Source organism: Streptomyces sp. AHA2 (assembly GCF_036857595.1).
GTDB lineage: Bacteria > Actinomycetota > Actinomycetes > Streptomycetales > Streptomycetaceae > Streptomyces.
In genome coordinates this window covers 64,930-82,174 of record NZ_JAUQWJ010000011.1, presented here as the reverse complement: position 1 = coordinate 82,174, position 17,245 = coordinate 64,930, and the positions used below count along the sequence as shown (strand labels likewise).

16 protein-coding genes are annotated in these 17,245 nt (G+C 73.1%); 8 read left to right on the top strand and 8 right to left on the bottom strand.

Annotated elements, in window-relative coordinates; all coding sequences use genetic code 11:
* Positions 1 to 13: 13 nt before the first annotated feature.
* Positions 14 to 160: a morphogenic membrane protein MmpA gene (gene mmpA, locus Q5694_RS22535; protein ID WP_333935031.1), complete on the bottom strand. Its 147-nt coding sequence runs from the start codon at positions 158 to 160 to the stop codon at positions 14 to 16.
* 177 nt (positions 161 to 337) lie between these two features.
* Here mmpA and Q5694_RS22530 point away from each other — a divergent pair, with 177 nt between their 5' ends.
* On the top strand, positions 338 to 532 hold the full coding sequence (locus Q5694_RS22530; RefSeq protein ID WP_333935157.1) for a hypothetical protein: 195 nt from the start codon (positions 338 to 340) through the stop codon (positions 530 to 532).
* On the opposite strand, the gene Q5694_RS22525 is transcribed toward Q5694_RS22530, so the two are convergent.
* The 3 genes from Q5694_RS22525 to Q5694_RS22515 all read right to left on the bottom strand — a co-directional run bounded on the left by Q5694_RS22525 (position 520) and on the right by Q5694_RS22515 (position 2,786).
* A complete protein-coding gene (locus Q5694_RS22525; RefSeq protein WP_333935030.1) occupies positions 520 to 1,212 on the bottom strand; it encodes an endonuclease V in 693 nt (230 codons plus the stop codon). The genes Q5694_RS22530 and Q5694_RS22525 overlap by 13 nt on opposite strands.
* Before the next feature lie 76 nt (positions 1,213 to 1,288).
* The gene (locus Q5694_RS22520) at positions 1,289 to 1,612 is read right to left on the bottom strand and encodes a plasmid stabilization protein (protein ID WP_333935029.1); all 324 of its coding nucleotides are present in this window, start codon (positions 1,610 to 1,612) and stop codon (positions 1,289 to 1,291) included.
* A 70-nt stretch (positions 1,613 to 1,682) separates the two neighbouring features.
* Positions 1,683 to 2,786, bottom strand: a complete 1,104-nt coding sequence (locus tag Q5694_RS22515; protein WP_333935028.1) for a WD40/YVTN/BNR-like repeat-containing protein — start codon at positions 2,784 to 2,786, stop codon at positions 1,683 to 1,685.
* A gap of 256 nt (positions 2,787 to 3,042) precedes the next feature.
* Here Q5694_RS22515 and Q5694_RS22510 point away from each other — a divergent pair, with 256 nt between their 5' ends.
* A complete protein-coding gene (locus Q5694_RS22510; protein WP_333935027.1) occupies positions 3,043 to 3,459 on the top strand; it encodes an SsgA family sporulation/cell division regulator in 417 nt (138 codons plus the stop codon).
* Positions 3,460 to 3,697: 238 nt separating this feature from the next.
* Here Q5694_RS22510 and Q5694_RS22505 read toward each other — a convergent pair whose 3' ends face one another.
* Entirely contained in the window at positions 3,698 to 4,348 is a 651-nt protein-coding gene (locus tag Q5694_RS22505) for a GOLPH3/VPS74 family protein (RefSeq protein WP_333935156.1), read from the bottom strand.
* Between the two features lie 319 nt (positions 4,349 to 4,667).
* Between Q5694_RS22505 and Q5694_RS22500 the strand changes: the two genes are divergently transcribed.
* The 5 genes from Q5694_RS22500 to Q5694_RS22480 all read left to right on the top strand — a co-directional run bounded on the left by Q5694_RS22500 (position 4,668) and on the right by Q5694_RS22480 (position 13,497).
* Positions 4,668 to 6,290, top strand: a complete 1,623-nt coding sequence (locus Q5694_RS22500) for an ABC-F family ATP-binding cassette domain-containing protein (protein ID WP_333935026.1) — start codon at positions 4,668 to 4,670, stop codon at positions 6,288 to 6,290.
* Positions 6,291 to 6,300: 10 nt separating this feature from the next.
* On the top strand, positions 6,301 to 8,586 hold the full coding sequence (locus tag Q5694_RS22495; protein ID WP_333935025.1) for an excinuclease ABC subunit UvrA: 2,286 nt from the start codon (positions 6,301 to 6,303) through the stop codon (positions 8,584 to 8,586).
* Positions 8,587 to 9,037: 451 nt separating this feature from the next.
* Positions 9,038 to 11,410 carry an Orn/Lys/Arg decarboxylase N-terminal domain-containing protein gene (locus tag Q5694_RS22490; protein ID WP_333935024.1) on the top strand — a complete coding sequence of 791 codons (2,373 nt, stop codon included), beginning with the start codon at positions 9,038 to 9,040 and terminating at the stop codon, positions 11,408 to 11,410.
* 144 nt (positions 11,411 to 11,554) lie between these two features.
* The gene (gene ddaH, locus Q5694_RS22485; protein WP_333935023.1) at positions 11,555 to 12,331 is read left to right on the top strand and encodes a dimethylargininase; all 777 of its coding nucleotides are present in this window, start codon (positions 11,555 to 11,557) and stop codon (positions 12,329 to 12,331) included.
* 188 nt (positions 12,332 to 12,519) lie between these two features.
* A complete protein-coding gene (locus Q5694_RS22480) occupies positions 12,520 to 13,497 on the top strand; it encodes an acyl-ACP desaturase (RefSeq protein WP_333935022.1) in 978 nt (325 codons plus the stop codon).
* A gap of 126 nt (positions 13,498 to 13,623) precedes the next feature.
* Here the strand turns inward: Q5694_RS22480 and Q5694_RS22475 are convergent, their stop codons facing one another.
* On the bottom strand, positions 13,624 to 13,869 hold the full coding sequence (locus Q5694_RS22475) for a WhiB family transcriptional regulator (RefSeq protein WP_333935021.1): 246 nt from the start codon (positions 13,867 to 13,869) through the stop codon (positions 13,624 to 13,626).
* A gap of 250 nt (positions 13,870 to 14,119) precedes the next feature.
* On the opposite strand from Q5694_RS22475, the gene Q5694_RS22470 reads away from it, so the two are divergent.
* On the top strand, positions 14,120 to 14,926 hold the full coding sequence (locus Q5694_RS22470) for a VOC family protein (protein ID WP_333935020.1): 807 nt from the start codon (positions 14,120 to 14,122) through the stop codon (positions 14,924 to 14,926).
* Here the strand turns inward: Q5694_RS22470 and Q5694_RS22465 are convergent.
* The gene (locus Q5694_RS22465; RefSeq protein WP_333935019.1) at positions 14,923 to 15,960 is read right to left on the bottom strand and encodes a LacI family DNA-binding transcriptional regulator; all 1,038 of its coding nucleotides are present in this window, start codon (positions 15,958 to 15,960) and stop codon (positions 14,923 to 14,925) included. The two genes, Q5694_RS22470 and Q5694_RS22465, sit on opposite strands and share 4 nt — an antisense overlap.
* Before the next feature lie 160 nt (positions 15,961 to 16,120).
* Complete coding sequence (locus Q5694_RS22460) at positions 16,121 to 17,125, bottom strand: multicopper oxidase domain-containing protein (protein ID WP_333935018.1); 1,005 nt, start codon at positions 17,123 to 17,125, stop codon at positions 16,121 to 16,123.
* Positions 17,126 to 17,245: the final 120 nt, after the last annotated feature.

Below are 17,245 nucleotides of genomic sequence, written 5' to 3'. Positions count from 1 at the left end.
GAGCGCCCGCGCCTCACAGCGGCCACGCGGTGAGGGTGTAGATCATCCCGCCGATCCAGGCGAGCCCCGCCAGGACGGCGAGGACGAGTCCGGCGACGACGGCCCGCTCCACGGGCTGGACCGGGGCGGCGAGCGGCTTGGGCGCACGATGTGTCGGCATGCGCCCAGCCTGTCGGCGACGGACGGGTCGGACATCCGTACGGGTACTCAGGGCCCGTACTCATCCCGGCCCGCCCGGTTCGCCACTGGCCTGCAGCAGGGTTTGAGACTTGTCGCGCCGCTACCTCGGCGTGGCAGCCACAAGTGCCAACGGGACTTCAATGGAACCATGGAAGACATGCGATTCCTTCTGGAAGTCACCATGGACGACGCAGCGTTGGCGAAGGACCCGGCGGGCGAGCTGGGCCGGATCCTGAGGTACTGGGGCGGCAATCTCCACCACTACGCCCTCGAACCCGGGGACGGGGCGGCCGTCTACGACTCGGAGTACCGCGAGGTCGGCCGCTGGCGGGTGACCGGTCAGGCGGAGTAGGTCTCCTTCAGGGCCCTGCGGCACAGGGCGTCCGCCCGGCGCGTGGTCTCCGGGAGGCGGTAGCGCGGGGTCAGGGCGAGGGTGTGGGCGCAGGCGTTCGCGAGCGTCACCCGGTGTCCCACGGAGACGAAGACCGGCTTGACGCCGTCCCGGGTGCGCAGGGCGCGGCCGACCTCCTCGGAGCCGGCGAGCAGCGCCGAGCTGCCGCCGCGCGCGGCGTCCGGGTCGTCGTGGGTGAAGGTGAACGGGTTCTTGGCCACGCCGATCGTGGGCAGGCCGGTGAGGACGCCGAGGTGGCTGGCCAGGCCGAAGCGGCGGGGATGCGCCAGGCCGTACCCGTCGCAGACGACCAGGCCGGGCGGGCAGGGCAGGGCGTCGAGGGCGGCGAGGACCGTGGGGATCTCCCGGAAGGCGAGCAGTCCGGGGACGTAGGGGAAGGAGACCCGGCCCACCGCCGTGGCCTGCGCGACGACGCCGAGCCCGGACGCGTCCAGGACGACCGCCGCCGCCACGACCACGTCCCGCTCGTCGTCGTAGGCCACGTCCACCCCCGTCACATGACCGGTCCCCGGCGGCGGTCCCGGTTCGTCGAGGATCACCCGGGCGCGCAGTTCGTCCTGCACGGCGCGGGCCTGTTCCTCGGTGGCCGGCCAGTCCTCGGGGATGCGTACGGTCGTCATGGTGCGTGGAAGCCTACGGGCCGTGCGAAGGCCGGCAGGAAGCGGGAGTCCCTGCCGGCCTCACGAGCCGCGTGCGTCACTTGCCGAGTGCGCGCTGCAGCTGGCTCTTGTTCATGCTCGAACGGCCTTCGACGCCCTTGCGCTTGGCCTCCTGGTAGAGCTGGTCGTAGGTGGGCCCCTGGGAGCCCTGCCCCGACCGCTGGCCGCCGCGCTTGCCGGAGGACATGTCCTTGGTGGAGGTGCGGCTGGCCGTCTTCGACTCGCCGGACCGGGCGCGTTCCTTGTTCACCGTCCGAGCGGCGATCTCCTCGGCGCGGCCGGTGCTCTCGCCCCGGTCCTTCGCGCTCTCCTTGATGTGCTCGTACTGGCGTTCCCGCTTGGGGCTCGAACCGCGTGGCATACCCGCTCACTTCCTTTCCCGATCAGTGAACGGGTACCCACACTGCCAAGGTTCAGCGCACCCCGCTCGCTCAGTGCTCCAGGCGGGCCACACGCCCCTTCTCCCCCGCGGCCCAGCATCCCGTGCCGTGCGCGCAGTCGACGGTGTCGAAGGAGCCGGTGTCGACGGTCCGCCAGGTGCGGCCCGCGTCGGTGGTGAGGTCGGTGCCGGTGGGACCGACGGCGAGGGCGGCGGTCCGGCTGTGCGGGAGCCAGGCGGCGCCGGAACGGTAGGCGGCCGGCGGTGTGCCGGCGGCACGCCAGGTGCGGCCGCCGTCCGCCGTGCGCGCGGCGGACCGGGGCGAGGGCTGGTCAGGGCGGTAGTCGCCGCCGACGGCGAGACCGTGGGTCCGGTCGCGGAAGGCGAGGGCGAAGACGCCTCGCGCGGGATCGCCCGCCGGGAGGGGCGAGGTGGTGGCCGTCCAGGTGCGGCCCCGGTCGGCGGAGTGCAGCACGCGCGCGTGCGCGGCCCCGCCGGTGGCGAGCCACACGTCCCGCGGCCCGGACGTCACCAGGCACTGCCCGCTCGCCGCGAATCCGGCCTCGCCCTCCAGCGCGGCCGGCATGCCCCGGTCCGGCAGCACCCGCCAGGTCCGGCCGCCGTCGCCGGTCGACAGGATGCGGAACCTGCCGTCCACCGGGTCGCTCATGGCGAGGCCGTGGCGGTGGTCGAAGAAGGCCAGACAGTCGTAGAAGGCCTTCGGGTCGGTGTTGCGGAAGGACTCGGTCCAGGTCGCTCCGCCGTCGTCGGTGCGGTAGAGGCGGGACGCCTCGCCCTCCCCGACGGCCAGGACGACCGCGCGGCGCGCGTCGAACGCCTCCACGTCCCGGAACTGCAACTCCCCCGCGCCGGGGGGCGAGACGTCCCGCCAGTCCCGGCCGCCGTCGGTGGTGCGCAGGACGGTGCCGCCGGTCCCGGCGACCCAGGCGGTGTCCCGGCCGACCGCGGACAGTCCCCGGAACCGCACGTCCGGGGTGCCGGTGTCCTTCATGTCCCAGTGCGGTGCCCCGCGCCCCGCCGGGTGCGCCTGCGCCGGCGGGGCGGTCAGCGCGGCCAGTGCCACCGCGCAGGCCGCGACCGCCGTGGCCGTGCGCCGTACCGGACCCCGCCGTCGCGTGCGTCGCGTGTTCCCCATGCGCCTCATGGCGGGCGAAGCTAGCCCACTGCCCGAACGCCGTCCAGACGGCCTCGCTCGCCCGTTCCCCCGACCCCGCGGGTGCAACAAGTGCCCTGCGGGGCACACGAGGAGAGCCACGTCACGTACGTGCATGAGCGCGGTGACGGAGGTCACTCGCATCCCGGGTGCACGGATCGGCTCATTCCGACGTCTCTTCCAGTGCCCGGCCTCATACGCCCGGAAGTCCGTCCAGCCGTCCAAAGGGAGCAAGGCGTTGTCCATCGTCATCGAGCAGCCCGTGGAGGCCCGCCTCGTCGCCGCCGCGCCGCGTATGCCGAGCATTCCCGCGACGCTGCACTACGACCGGCGCGACCCGTTCGCCGTCCGCATGACCTTCCCGGCCCCGGCCACGCTGGAGGGTGTCGACGTCTGCTGGACCTTCTCCCGCGAGCTGCTCGCCGCGGGCCTGCACGACTCCGAGGGCCACGGCGACGTGCGGGTGCGGCCGTACGGGTACGACCGCACCGTGCTGGAGTTCCACGCCCCCGAGGGCACCGCCGTGGTGCACGTGCGCTCCAGCGAGATCCGCCGGTTCCTGGAGGCGACCGGCGAGCTGGTCCCCGTGGGCCTGGAGCACCTCCAGCTGGACCTCGACCACGACCTGGCCGAGCTGATGCGGGACGCCTGCTGAGCCCCGGCGCCCCGGCTCCAGCGGGGCGTTGACCTTCCGGAGCCGGGAGTGCCCGGGAGCGCCCGCACGTCCCGGTGCGCAGCAGCTCCCGCGCGGCCCGGCGCGCCCAGGGCCGCGGCCCGTTCCGATCCGTCGTACCGGCCAACTCGGCCGACGGGGTGGAAACGGCGGCCGGCGGAAGCCCGACGTGGCCCTCACCGGCCCTTTCAGCTCCCCGCGCCGGCGCCCGCCGCCGGTGTCAGAGCGACGCCGGTGCCCTCACCGCCTCGGCCACCGCCGCGCGCACCTCGCGCACGATCCGGCCCAGTCCGGGGGCCGCCTCGCCGGCCCGTTCGGTCAGCTCCCCGACCCGCCGGCCCGCTGCGGCCCCCTCCTGCGCGAACAGGCCGGCCGCGGCGGCCAGGGCGGCGACGGCCGCGTCCCGCTCGGCGAGCGCGGCGACCGGCAGCGGCCCCCGCAGGACCTGCCGGACCTCCTCCCGCAGCGCCTCCACGGCGGCGGCGCGCCCCAGGGCGTACTCCACCGAGGGGAACACGCCGAGGACCCGCTTCTTCTCCGCCCGCAGGTACCCCCCGGCAACCAGCTGCTCCCGTACGGCGTCGAGGGTCACCCGCGACCGCAGCGTCACCCAGGTCCGCCAGGGGTGCGGACAGGACTCGTGGACGAGTTCCAGCAGCCCGTCGAGGACCGCGTCGCCCGCGACCGCGTCCGGGCCGGCCGGCACGGCGATGCCGTCCTCGTCCCGGAGCAGACCCTTGCGGGCCAGCTCCACCAGGGCGCCGGCCCGCACCAGGCCGGGCAGCCGGACGGTGGCACCGGACGGCGGCCGCGCGGCGTCCCAGCCCAGCAGGCACAGCCGGGCCGGCAGCGAGAGCCGGCCGTCGGACACGGGCACGGTGCCTCCTGGGGTCGGGAACGGGTGTTCGGCGCAGCGCGGAGGGGCGGTTCGTTAATCCGTTGACAGGCTCCGCAGCCACTCCTACGGTGTGAAGCGGTCCTGTTGCCGTCGATTGGAGAAGGACGTTGCTCGTCTGAGGTCCTGAGACACCGCGTCACACCCCCGGGTGTGCGCTGCGTGCGACCTCGGCGTCCGAGCCGTCCTGGCGGTACAGGGCTTTTGCCATGCCCGTGGAGCCTCCCTCCGGGTCGCAGGTGTCTCGACACGCGTTTGCCCCTGTCTGCTTCGAGCAACCGCGAGTGAGGCCACCATGTCTTCATCCGTCACCCTCACGTCCCTGTCGTTCGCCTGGCCCGACGGCACCCCGGTCTTCGAGGGACTGGACGCCGCGTTCGGCCCGGGCCGGACCGGCCTGGTCGGCGTCAACGGGTCGGGGAAGTCGACCCTGCTGAAACTGATCGCCGGTGAACTGGCGCCGGCCGACGGCACCGTCCGCGTCGCCGGGGAGGTCGGCCACCTCCCGCAGAACGTCACGCTCGACACCGCCCTGCGGGTCGACGAAGCGCTCGGCATCGCCGGCCGGCGGGCCGCACTGCACGCCATCGAGGCCGGTGACGTGTCCGAGGAGCACTTCGAGACGGTCGGCGACGACTGGGACGTCGAGGAGCGCGCCCTCGCCACGCTCGGCGAACTCGGGCTCGGCCACATCGGGCTCGACCGCACCGTCGGCGAGCTGTCCGGCGGCGAGTCGGTGCTGCTGCGGCTGGCCGCGCTGCTGCTGCGCCGGCCCGACGTACTGCTGCTGGACGAGCCGACGAACAACCTCGACCTGTACGCGCGCAGGCGGCTGTACGAGGCCGTCCGGTCCTGGCCGGGCGTCATGATCGTGGTCAGTCACGACCGTGAACTGCTGGACCTCGTCGACCAGATCGCCGACCTGCGCTCGGGTTCGATCACCTGGTACGGCGGCAACTTCACCGCCTACGAGGCGGCACTGGAGGTCGAACAGGAGGCGGCCGAGCGCATGGTGCGCGTGGCCGAGGCCGATCTGCGCAAGCAGAAGCGCGAACTGGCCGACGCCCAGGTCAAACTGGCCCGCCGTAAGCGGTACGGGCAGAAGATGTGGGACCAGAAGCGCGAGCCGAAGATCGTCATGGGGGCGCGCAAGCGCGCGGCGCAGGAGTCCGCGGGCAAGCACCGCATCATGCACGAGGAGAAGCTCGCCGAGGCCAGGGAGCGGCTCGACGAGGCCGTGGAGGCGGTGCGCGACGACGACGAGATCCGCGTCGAACTGCCGTACACGGCCGTCCCTCCGGGGCGCACGGTCCTCACCCTGCGCGACCTCCGGCTCCGCCACGGCGCCCGGGTCAAGGGGCTCGACCTGCGCGGCCCGGAACGGGCCGCACTGATCGGGCGCAACGGCACCGGCAAGACGACCCTGCTGCGCACGATCGGCGGGGAGCTCGCACCGGAGGCGGGCGAGGTCACGGCGCACGTTCCGCTGCGGTTCCTGCCGCAGCGGCTCGACGTCCTCGACGGGGAGCTGACGGTCGCCGAGAACGTGGCCCGGTTCGCACCGCAGGCCACGAACAACCGGGTGCGGGCGCGGCTGGCCCGGTTCCTGTTCCGGGGCGCCCGGGCCGACCAGAAGGCCGCGACGCTGTCCGGCGGCGAACGCTTCCGGGCGGCCCTCGCCGCGCTGATGCTGGCGGAGCCCGCCCCGCAGCTGCTCATGCTGGACGAGCCGACCAACAACCTCGACATGGCGAGCGTGCGCCAGCTGGTCTCGGCCCTGGACTCCTACGAGGGGGCGCTGCTGGTGGCCAGTCACGACCTGCCGTTCCTGGAGTCGGTCGGCATCACGCGCTGGCTGATGATGGAGGAGGGAGAACTGCGGGAAATCACGCCGGAGGCTGTCGGGTATACCTCCTAGCTTCGGCTGCATGCCCGATGTCATCACCCTCACCGCAGCCCGGGAGAACAACCTCAAGGACGTCACCCTCCGCATCCCGAAAGGCCGGCTGACCGTGTTCACCGGCGTTTCGGGGTCGGGTAAGTCGTCGGTCGTCTTCGACACGATCGCGGTGGAGTCGCAGCGCCAGCTCAACGAGACCTACCCGTGGTTCGTCCGCAACCGGCTGCCGAAGTTCGAGCGGCCGCACGCGGACGGCCTGGAGGACCTCACCCCCGCGATCGTCGTCGACCAGCGCCCGGTGGGCGGCCACTCGCGGTCGACGGTCGGCACCATGACGGACGTCTACTCGGTGATCCGGGTGCTGTTCTCCCGGCACGGCACCCCGAGCGCGGGACCCGCCACCGCGTACTCGTTCAACGACCCGTCGGGCATGTGCCCCGAGTGCGACGGCCTCGGCCGGACCGTGCGGCCCGACTGGGACCGCATCCTGGACCCGGAGCGCTCCCTGGCAGGCGGTGCGGTCCGCTTCCCGCCGTTCGCCGCCGGGACCTGGCAGGGCAAGGCGTACACCAACAGCGCCGAGCTGGACCCGGACAAGCCGGTGGGGCGCTTCACCGACGCCGAACGGGAGTTCCTCATGCGGGGACGGCCCGGCAGCAAGGTCACCGTCAGCGGCAGCGGCGGCACCTGGACCACCGACTACGAGGGTCTGGCGGACCGCTTCGAGCGGCTCTACCTCAAGCGGGACCTGTCCGCCATGAGCCAGAAGACCCGCGACCTGGTCCGCGAGTTCCTGGTGGAGGGCGTCTGCCCGGCCTGCCGGGGAGCCCGGCTGAACGCGGCGGCGCTCGCCACCCGCGTCGGCGGGCGGTCCATCGCCGACTGCACCCGGATGCAGGTCACCGACCTGATCACCGTCCTGAAGGAGATCCACGACCCCGTGGCGCGGCCGATCGCCTCGGCGGCCGTGGCCGCGCTGGAGCGGATCGAGGCGATCGGCCTCGGTTACCTCAGCCTCGACCGGGAGACCGCGACGCTCAGCGGCGGGGAGGGACAGCGGCTGAAGACGGTGCGGCACCTCGGCTCCAGCCTGACCGGGATGACCTACATCTTCGACGAGCCCAGCGTCGGACTGCACCCGCGGGACGTGGGGCGCCTCGGCGAGCTGCTGCTGCGGCTGCGCGACAAGGGCAACACGGTGCTCGTGGTGGAGCACGACCCGGACGTCATCGCGCTCGCCGACCACGTGGTCGACATGGGGCCGGGGGCCGGCGCGGAGGGCGGCACGGTGGTGTTCGAGGGCACGCCGGCCGGGCTGGCCGCCTCCGGCACGCTCACCGGGCGCTGCCTGCGCAGCCGTACGACGGTCAAGGACGCGGTGCGCCGCCCCACCGGCGAGCTGTGGGTCAAGGGCGCGGACCGGCACAACCTGCGGGACGTGACCGTGCGGTTCCCGGCCGGGGTGCTCACCGCCGTGACCGGGGTCGCCGGGTCGGGCAAGAGCACCCTGGTCGGCGAGTTCACCGCGGCGCACGAGGAGGCCGTGGTCGTCGACCAGTCCGCCATCGGCGTCTCGGGCCGGTCCACTCCGGCGACGTACCTGGGGGTCATGGACAGCATCCGCAGGATCTTCGCCCGTGGGACGGGGGCGGAGGCGGGCCTGTTCAGCTTCAACTCCGCCGGGGCGTGCGGCACCTGCGAGGGACGGGGTGTCATCCACACCGACCTCGCGTTCATGGACCCGGTCACGACGACCTGCCAGGACTGCGAGGGACGGCGCTTCAAGGAGGAGGTGCTCGCGCTGACCGTGCGGGGGCGCTCCGTGGCCGACGTGCTGGCGATGACCGCCGGGGAGGCCCTCGACTTCTTCGACGACGCGGGCGTGCGGCGCCGGCTGCGGGCCCTGCGGGACGTCGGGCTCACCTACCTGACGCTCGGTCAGCCCCTGTCCACGCTCTCCGGGGGCGAGCGGCAGCGCATCAAGCTGGCCACGCGGCTGCACCGGACGGGCGCGGTCTACGTGCTCGACGAGCCGACGACCGGCCTGCACATGGCGGACGTCGCCGGCCTGATCAACCTGCTGGAGCGGCTGGTCGATTCGGGCAACACGGTCGTGGTGGTCGAGCACAACCTGGACGTGGTCGCCCGGGCCGACTGGGTGATCGACCTCGGCCCGGACGGCGGCCGGGACGGCGGCGAGGTCGTCTTCGAGGGAACACCGCGCCAACTGCTCCGCGCGCGAGGGTCCTTCACCGCAGAGCACCTGCGCCGCGCGGTCGACGCGGCCGGGACGGCTGCCGTGACGCCGGGGTGAGACCGCCGGGCGCCGGGGAGCGGAGTGCCGGACCGCCGGGGAGCGGGACCGCCGGCGCGCAGGGTGAGCCGTCGGGTCCAGGGTGCCGGGGCCGACGCGGCCGGCCACGACGCGACCGCTGGACACCCCGAGGTCGACGGCCGCGTGCCACGTCACGGCCACGCTCACCGCGTCCTCGCTGGGCGGGGCGTGCTACGACCCGGCGATGCGGGGCGACACCGGTCGGGTGACCTGGAGGCGGGTCGCCGGGCGGCCGGGGAGGGGCCCCGGCCGGTCAAGGGCGGCGGGGTGCTCCGGAGCCGGTCCGCCGGGTGCGATGACCCAGGGCCGTCAAGGGGCGGCCGGGGCCGTGCCCCGATGGAGTGGTTTGACCGGCCGCCGGCCGATCCGGCGTGCGGTGCCCGCGAACACTGGAGGGGGGTGGCGCGGGCCACCGGCGAGGGGGGACGGCATGGACGGCGGCACGGTACTGGTGGCGGTGGCGGAGCACCCGCAGGACGGGGGCGCCGCCGCCGGGCAGCTGGCGCGCATCGCCGAGGCGATCCGGGACCGCGGCTCGCAGGTGCGCTGGGTGACGAGCGCCGCCGACGCCGAGGCGGTGCTCAGGACGGAGGCCCGGCTGGCCGCCGCACTGGTCGCCTGGGACCTCCCACCCGGCACCGGGGACGAGCCGGGCGGGGCGGCGGTCCTGCGCGGCATCGGGCGCCGCTTCCGGGACCTGCCGGCGTTCCTGGTCATGGCGGACGACGAGCTGCGGGAACTGCCCCTGTGGGTCTCGCAGTCGGTCGTGGGCTACGTGTGGCCCCTGGAGGACACCCCGTCGTTCATCGCCGGGCGGATCACCACCGCCGCGCGGGCCTACCAGGAGGCCCTGCTCCCGCCGTTCTTCAAGGCGCTGCGCCGCTTCGACGACGCGCACGAGTACTCCTGGCACACCCCCGCGCACTCCGGCGGCGTGGCCTTCCTCAAGTCGCCCGTCGGGCGGGCGTTCCACGACTACTTCGGGGAGCGGCTGCTGCGCAGCGACCTGTCGATCTCCGTGGAGGAACTCGGCTCGCTGTTCGAGCACACCGGGCCGATCGGCGAGGCGGAGCGCAACGCCGCGCGGGTCTTCGGCTCGGACCACACGTACTTCGTGCTGCACGGCGACTCCACCTGCAACCGCCTGGTCGGGCACTTCAGCGTCACCCGCGACGAGATCGCCCTGGTGGACCGCAACTGCCACAAGTCGGTCCTGCACGGCCTGGTCGTCTCCGGTGCGCGCCCGGTGTACCTCGTGCCGACCCGTAACGGCTACGGCCTCGCCGGCCCGCTGCCCCCGGCGGAGATCGACGCGGCGGCGGAGCGGATCGCGGCCAACCCGCTCACCGCGGACGCGGTGTCCGCGCGCGCCCAGTACGCGGTGTTCACCAACTCCACGTACGACGGGCTGTGTTACGACGCGAACGCCGCGGCCCGGGCCTTCGCGGCAGGCACGCCCCGGCTGCACTTCGACGAGGCGTGGTTCGCGTACGCCCGCTTCCACCCGCTCTACGCGGGCCGCTACGGCATGTCCGTCGACGCGGAGAGCTTCCCCGGCCCCGACCGGCCCACGGTCTTCGCCACCCAGTCGACGCACAAGCTGCTGGCCGCGCTGTCCCAGGCCGCGATGGTGCACGTCAGGCCCGGGCCGCGGGCCCCCGTGGAACACGACCGGTTCAACGAGGCGCTGATGATGCACGGCACCACCTCGCCGCTGTACCCGATGATCGCCTCCCTGGACGTCGCCACGGCGATGATGGACGGGCCGCAGGGACAGTGGCTGGTCGACGAGGCGGTGACGGAGGCGGTCCGGTTCCGCCAGGAGATGGTGCGCATCGGGCGCCGCATCGAGGCCGCGGGCGACCGGCCGGCGTGGTTCTTCGGGGTGTGGCAGCCCGACGAGGTGACCGACCCGGCCACCGGGACGCGCCTGCCCTTCGACGAGGCACCGGCGGAGCTGCTGCGCACCGAGCCGTCCTGCTGGCACCTCGAACCGGGAGCCGACTGGCACGGCTTCCCGGGGCTGACCGAGGGCTACTGCATGCTCGACCCGATCAAGGTGACCCTGACCTGCCCGGGCATCAGCGCCACCGGCGAGCTGTCCGGGCAGGGCATCCCGGCGCGGGTGCTCACCGCGTACCTGACCACGCGGGGCATCGTCGTCGAGAAGACCGACAGCTACACCACCCTGGTGCTGTTCTCCATGGGCATCACCAAGGGCAAGTGGGGCACGCTGCTCGACGCCCTGATGGACTTCAAGGACCTCTACGACGGTGACGCCCCGCTCGACCGGGTGCTGCCCGCGCTCGTCGCGCAGCACCCGCGCCGCTACGCCGGGCTGACGCTGCGCGAGCTGTGCCAGGAGATGCACGACCAGCTGCGCGCCTCCCGCCTGGTCGAGCTGCTCGACACGGCCTTCCAGCAGCTGCCGGAGCCGGTCGCCCCGCCGCAGCAGTGCTACCAGCGGCTGATCCGCGGCGGCACGGAGCGGCTGCGCCTGGCGGACACGCCGGGCCGGGTCGCCGCGGCGATGGTGACCGTCACCCCGCCCGGCATCCCGGTCCTCATGCCCGGCGAGAGCATCGGCGCGGCGGACGGGCCGCTCCTGCGGTACCTGGGCGCCCTGGAGTCCTTCGACCGGCGCTTCCCCGGCTTCGGCAGCGAGACGCACGGGGTGACGCGGGACCCCGACACCGGCGACTACCTCATCGAGTGCCTGCGCGCCCCGGAGCCCCCCGCGGCCGGCGCCACCACGGCTCCGGCCCAGCGGCGGGAGGCGCAGGAGGCGGAGCCGATGGGCTGACGCCGGCCGCAGCGACGGGGGCGGGGCTGTTCTCTCCCCCCGTCGCCCTGCATGATGGTCGGCCGACGCACGTCGGGTTCCGGCCGATTCCGGGAACTCCCTCGGTGCGGTCCCCCACGTCCCCTCCGATACGGAGTCGTCCTCGTGCCCAGCAAGAAGGCCCTCGTCCGCCGTCCCGGCCCGCGTCTCGCCGAAGGGCTGGTGACGCACATCGAGCGGGAGCCCGTCGACGCCGACCTCGCGCTGCAGCAGTGGGAGGCGTACGTGGCGGCCCTGCGCACGCACGGCTGGGAGACCGTCGAGGTGGAGCCGGCCGACGACTGCCCGGACGCGGTGTTCGTCGAGGACACGGTGGTCATGTACCGGAACGTCGCCCTGATCACCCGCCCCGGAGCCGAGTCGCGGCGCGGCGAGACCGCCGCTGTCGAGGAGGCCGTGGCCGGTCTCGGCTGCTCGGTCAACTGGGTGTGGGACCCGGGCACGCTGGACGGCGGCGACGTCCTGAAGATCGGCGACACGGTGTACGTGGGCCGGGGCGGGCGCACCAACGCCGCCGGGGTCCAGCAACTGCGCGCCGCGTTCGAGCCGCTCGGCGCGCGGGTCGTCTCGGTGCCCGTGAGCAAGGTGCTGCACCTGAAGACCGCGGTGACGGCGCTGCCCGACGGCACGGTGATCGGGCACATCCCCCAGATGGACACGCCCTCGCTGTTCGGCCGTTTCCTGCCGGTGCCGGAGGAGGCGGGGGCGCACGTGGTGCTGCTCGGCGGGGACAAGCTGCTGATGGCGGCCAGCGCACCGAAGACCGCGGAGCTCTTCGCCGACCTCGGGTACGAACCGGTCGTCGTGGACATCGGCGAGTTCGAGAAGCTCGAGGGCTGTGTGACATGCCTCTCGGTGCGCCTGCGGGAGCTGTACGTCTGACCCGTCGGGCCCGTCGTTTCCGGGCCGCCGGCCTGCACATCCGGAGCCTGGGCATGCACATGCACGGCAGAGCTGATCAGCGGCCTTTACGGTGTCCTTAACCTACGGCTTCGTAACCTACGGGAACGTAGCCTACGATGCCGTAGGTTACCGCTCACCGCTCGTACGCATGTCCCCCTGGAGAGTCCATGACGATCACCACTCCCCATCTCGGCAGCCCCGCCGGCGCCTGGTCCGACGCTCAGCTGCTGTACGCCCTGGAGGAAGTGGTCGAGACCGAACTCAACCGGCATCTGAAGGTCGCCAAGGACTGGATGCCGCACGAGTACGTCCCGTGGAGCGACGGACGCAACTTCCCCGGCCTCTTCGAGGACGGCCAGGCATGGGAGAAGGAGCAGTCGAAGGTCACCGAGATCGGCCGCATCGCGCTGGTCGTCAACCTGCTGACCGAGGACAACCTGCCCAGCTACCACCACGAGATCGCCAGCCTGTTCGGCCGTGACGGCGCCTGGGGCACCTGGGTGCACCGCTGGACCGCCGAGGAGGGCCGGCACGGCATCGTGATGCGCGACTACCTGCTCACCTCGCGCGCGGTGGACCCGGACAAGCTGGAGCAGTTCCGCATGTCCCACATGAGCGAGGGCTTCGAGTCGGACAACCGCCACTCGATGCTGCACTCGGTGGCCTACGTCGCCTTCCAGGAGCTGGCCACCCGCATCTCGCACCGCAACACCGGCCACCAGTCCGGTGACCCGGTCTGCGACCGCATGCTGGCCCGGATCGCGACCGACGAGAACCTGCACATGGTCTTCTACCGCAACCTGCTCAAGGCGGCCTTCGAGCTGGCGCCCGACCTGACGATGCAGGCCGTGCGGGACGTGGTGGTCGACTTCCGGATGCCCGGGCACGGCATCCCCGGTTTCGAGCGGGCGGCCGCGCAGATGGCGATCGGCGAGGTCTACAACCTGCGCATCCACCACGACGACGTGCTGCAGCCCGTGCTGCGCTTCCTGAAGATCATGGAGATCGACGGCCTGGGCCCGGACGGCCGCAAGGCCCAGGAGGAGCTGGGGCTGTACATGGGCGGCCTCGACGCGGAGGCGGCGAAGTTCGACGAGAAGCTGGCCGCCCGCAAAGCGCGCATGGCCGCCCGCGCCGGCGCCTGACGGCGAACCCCGCGCACGCATCCGGCGGGGCCCGGCCGTCACGAGCGGCCGGGCCCCGCCGGCGTACCGCGCACGCCGCGGTGCCACCCGGCCGCCGCGCCACGCGCACGCGGTGGTGCCACCCGCCTAGCGCGCCACGCGCCGCAGCTCCAGCCGCTCCTTCTCCGACAGGCCGCCCCAGACGCCGAAGCGTTCGTCGTGGGCCATCGCGTACTCCAGACAGGCCGTGCGGATCGGGCACATACCGCAGATCCGCTTCGCCTCGCGCACCGAGCTGCCCGGCTCAGGGAAGAAGAAGTCCGCCCCGGTCTGCGCGCACAGCGCTTCCTGCTGCCAGGTGAGTTCGGGCGAGATCATCGTGTCGATGTGCATGGCCGGAAGCCTCGCGGCAGGCGAAAAACGTTCGATCAACACCGGATCAACACCGCGTTCACGGCCCTGGGCCGCCTCGCTGCCGCCCCCGCGGACGGCTGCGCGCACGGCGGCGCGCGGCGCCACCCGTCAGCCGGGCGGGCACGGCCGGTGCGCGGCAGGGACCGGCGGCGTTCCGGCGGCGCGGGGCCGTGCGCGGTGCGAGACTCGGCAGTACGGACGGACGGGCCCCTGTGCGAGGAGGGCGAGGATGCTCACCACCCGTTATGTCACCGGCTCCCCCAACTGGATCGACCTCGGCGTACCCGACATCGGGGGTGCGGCGGCCTTCTACGGTGAGCTGTTCGGCTGGCGGTTCGAGCCGGGCGGACCGGAGGTCGGCGGGTACGGGCTGTTCCGGCTCGACGGGCGGACCACCGCCGGGGGGATGCAGACGTCGGCGGAGCAGGGGCCGCCCTCCTGGACGGTCTACTTCCAGGCGCCGGACGCGGACGCCACGGCACGGACGGCCGAGCAGAAGCACGGCAGGGTCCTGGTGCAGCCCATGGACGTCCAGGACCTGGGCCGCATGGCGATCCTGAGCGATCAGGCCGGCGTGCCCTTCGGCCTGTGGCAGCCGGGCCGCAACGAGGGCCTGGAGGCCGTCCAGGAGCCGGGCTCGCTGTGCTGGGTCGAGCTGTACACGGAGGACGTCCCGGCGACGGCCGCCTTCTACCACTCGGTCCTCGGTTTGGAGACCGCCGGTGTCGACTTCCCGAGCGGCACCTACACCACGTTCAACCCGGCCGGGGAGGGGGAGGACGCCATGTTCGGCGGGGTCGTCCCGCTGTCCGAGGACCCGACCGAGGAGCAGGCGTACTGGCTGCCGTACTTCGAGGTGACGGACCCGGACGCCGTCGTCGCCAGGACCGGGGAACTGGGCGGAACGGTCCGTCTCGCCGCCACCGACGTACCGGGTGTCGGCCGCCTGGCCAAACTGGCCGACCCCTACGGCGCCCGCTTCGCGGTGGTGCGCAGCGAGCGGCCGGAGGATCAGCGGACCGGGACCAGGGCCTAGGCGGACCCCCGGCGCACCAGCGTCGTGGGGAGCACCACGCTGGACGGGGTGCGGGCGACGCCCTCCCGGGGCGCGTCCCGGTCCAGGCCGCGCAGGAGCAGACGGGTCATCAGGCGGCCCATCTCCTCGATGTCCTGGCGGACCGTGGTGAGAGGCGGGTCGGTCTGCTCCGCGACGGGCTGCATGTCGTCGAAGCCGATGACGGCCACGTCGTCGGGGACGCGGCGGCCGGACTCGCGCAGGACGCGCAGCGCGCCCGAGGCGGTGAGGTCGTTCGCGGCGAACACCGCGTCCACGTCGGGGCAGCGGGCGAGGAGTTCGCGCATGGCCCGCTCCCCGCCGGCGTAGGTGAAGTCGGCCTCGGCGATCAGGCGCGGGTCGGCGTCCGCCATGACGTCGCGGTAGCCGTCGAGCCGGTCGACCGCCGAGGTCTGGTCGAGGGCGCCGGTGATGTGCGCGATGCGGGTGCGGCCGAGGCCCGCCAGGTGGCGGACGGCGTCGCGGGCGCCGCCGCGGTTGTCGCTGTCGACGTAGACCACGTCCCGCCGGTCGCCGCCCCAGCCGGGCCGCCCCCCGAAGACGGTGGGGACGCCGGCCCGCTGGATCAGTTCAGGCAGCGGGTCGTCGAGGTGGAGCGAGAAGACGAGGGCGCCGTCGACATGCCCGCCGGCGAGGTACCGGCCGACCCGGGCGTGGTCGTCCCGGCCCTCGGTGAGCAGCAGCACGAGCTGGTTGTCGTGGGCGGTGAGTTCCTTGCTGATGCCGCGCAGCTGGAGTGCGAAGAACGGGTCGGCGAACACCCGCGTCTCCGGTTCGGCGACGACCACCGCGACCGCGTCGTGCCGCCGGGTCACCAGGGAGCGGGCGGCCTGGTTGGGCACGTAGCCGAGCTCCTCCACGGCCTTGCGGACGCGTTCGACGAGGACGTCCCGCACCCCGTCCCCGCCGTTGACCACGCGTGAGACGGTGGCCCGCGAGACCCCGGCCCGTGCGGCCACGGCCTCCAGAGTGGGACGCGGCGCTGTGTCGGTCACTTCGGGGCTCCCTCTCTGCGGCTGCGGATCAGGATAGCCCCGGGCACGGCGCTGGGTGAGAGCGCTCTCCGGTGGTCCGGGGAGCGCCCGACCGTCCGCGCGCCCTCAGTGGGGGGCCCGCGACCCTGTCCGACGCCCTCAGCGCCGCGGCCCGCGCCCCTCAGTGCTCGTGTCCGCCTCCCGTGTCCGCGTCGTGCTCGTGGCCGCCTCCCGGGCCCTCCCCGTGCTCGTGCGGGTCGTAGCCGGGGATCGTGCCGTCCGGCTTCTTCACCAGGAACAGGCCGACCATCCCCATGTCGGAGTGGCTCTGCACGTGGCAGTGGTACATCCAGGCACCGGCGCCGACCCCCTCCCCCGCGATCACCTGGAAACCGAAGGAGTCGGCCGGGCCGGTGATCTTGTTGTCGATCACCTGGCTGGGGTCGTCCGGGCCGGTCAGCATGCCGGTGCGATTGTCCGCCCAGCGATGACCGTGCATGTGGAACGTGTGGTAGAACTCGCCGTGCGTGATCACGACGAACTCGACCCGGTCCCCGACCGTCGCCTCGAAGTTCGGGCCCGAGTGCGGCGCCTTGTTGTTGATGCGCATGTCGTTGAAGACGACCGTGTGCGTCCGGTCGGGCAGGACGTCGCCCTTGCGGCGGACGATGACCGGGCCGAACAGGCCCTTCTGCAGTCCCACGGTGCCGTGTTCCGTGCCCACGACGTGGTCGTGGTAGTGCCAGTAGCCCGCGCTGCCGGAGCGCCAGGTGCCGTCCTTGCGGCGCCCGGGGGCGTGGGTGCGCCAGGTGTAGGTGCGCGTGCCGCCCGGCTCGACGTGACTGCGGTTCAGCTTGGTGCCGTCGCTGGTGATCTCGTAGTCGAGACCGTGGACGTGCAGGCTCACCGCGACGTCCATGGTGTTCTCGAACTCGATGTGGAGCGTGTCGCCCTCGTTGAGCTCGATCAGCGGTCCGGGGATGCTCGCCTTGCCCTTCTCCAGGCCGTAGCCCATCTGACCGTCCGCCAGCTTCTCGGCGTACAGCTTGATGCGCTTCACCTCGCCCCCGGCGGGGGCCGTCCTCGCCGGTTCGACGGCACTGAGGGCCTCCGGCGCCACGGACAACGATGTCGCGACGGCCGCGCCGCCCAGCAGGACCCGCCGGTTGAAGCTGCGTCTGTCCATGCGGAACTCCCCACCCTGGTAAGGCTTTGACGGAGGCGTGCCTGTGATGAACCGGTGAGACGGTACCGGCCGCGCCGACGTTTATCCACACTCAAGACAAAGTTGATGCCATCCCGGTCA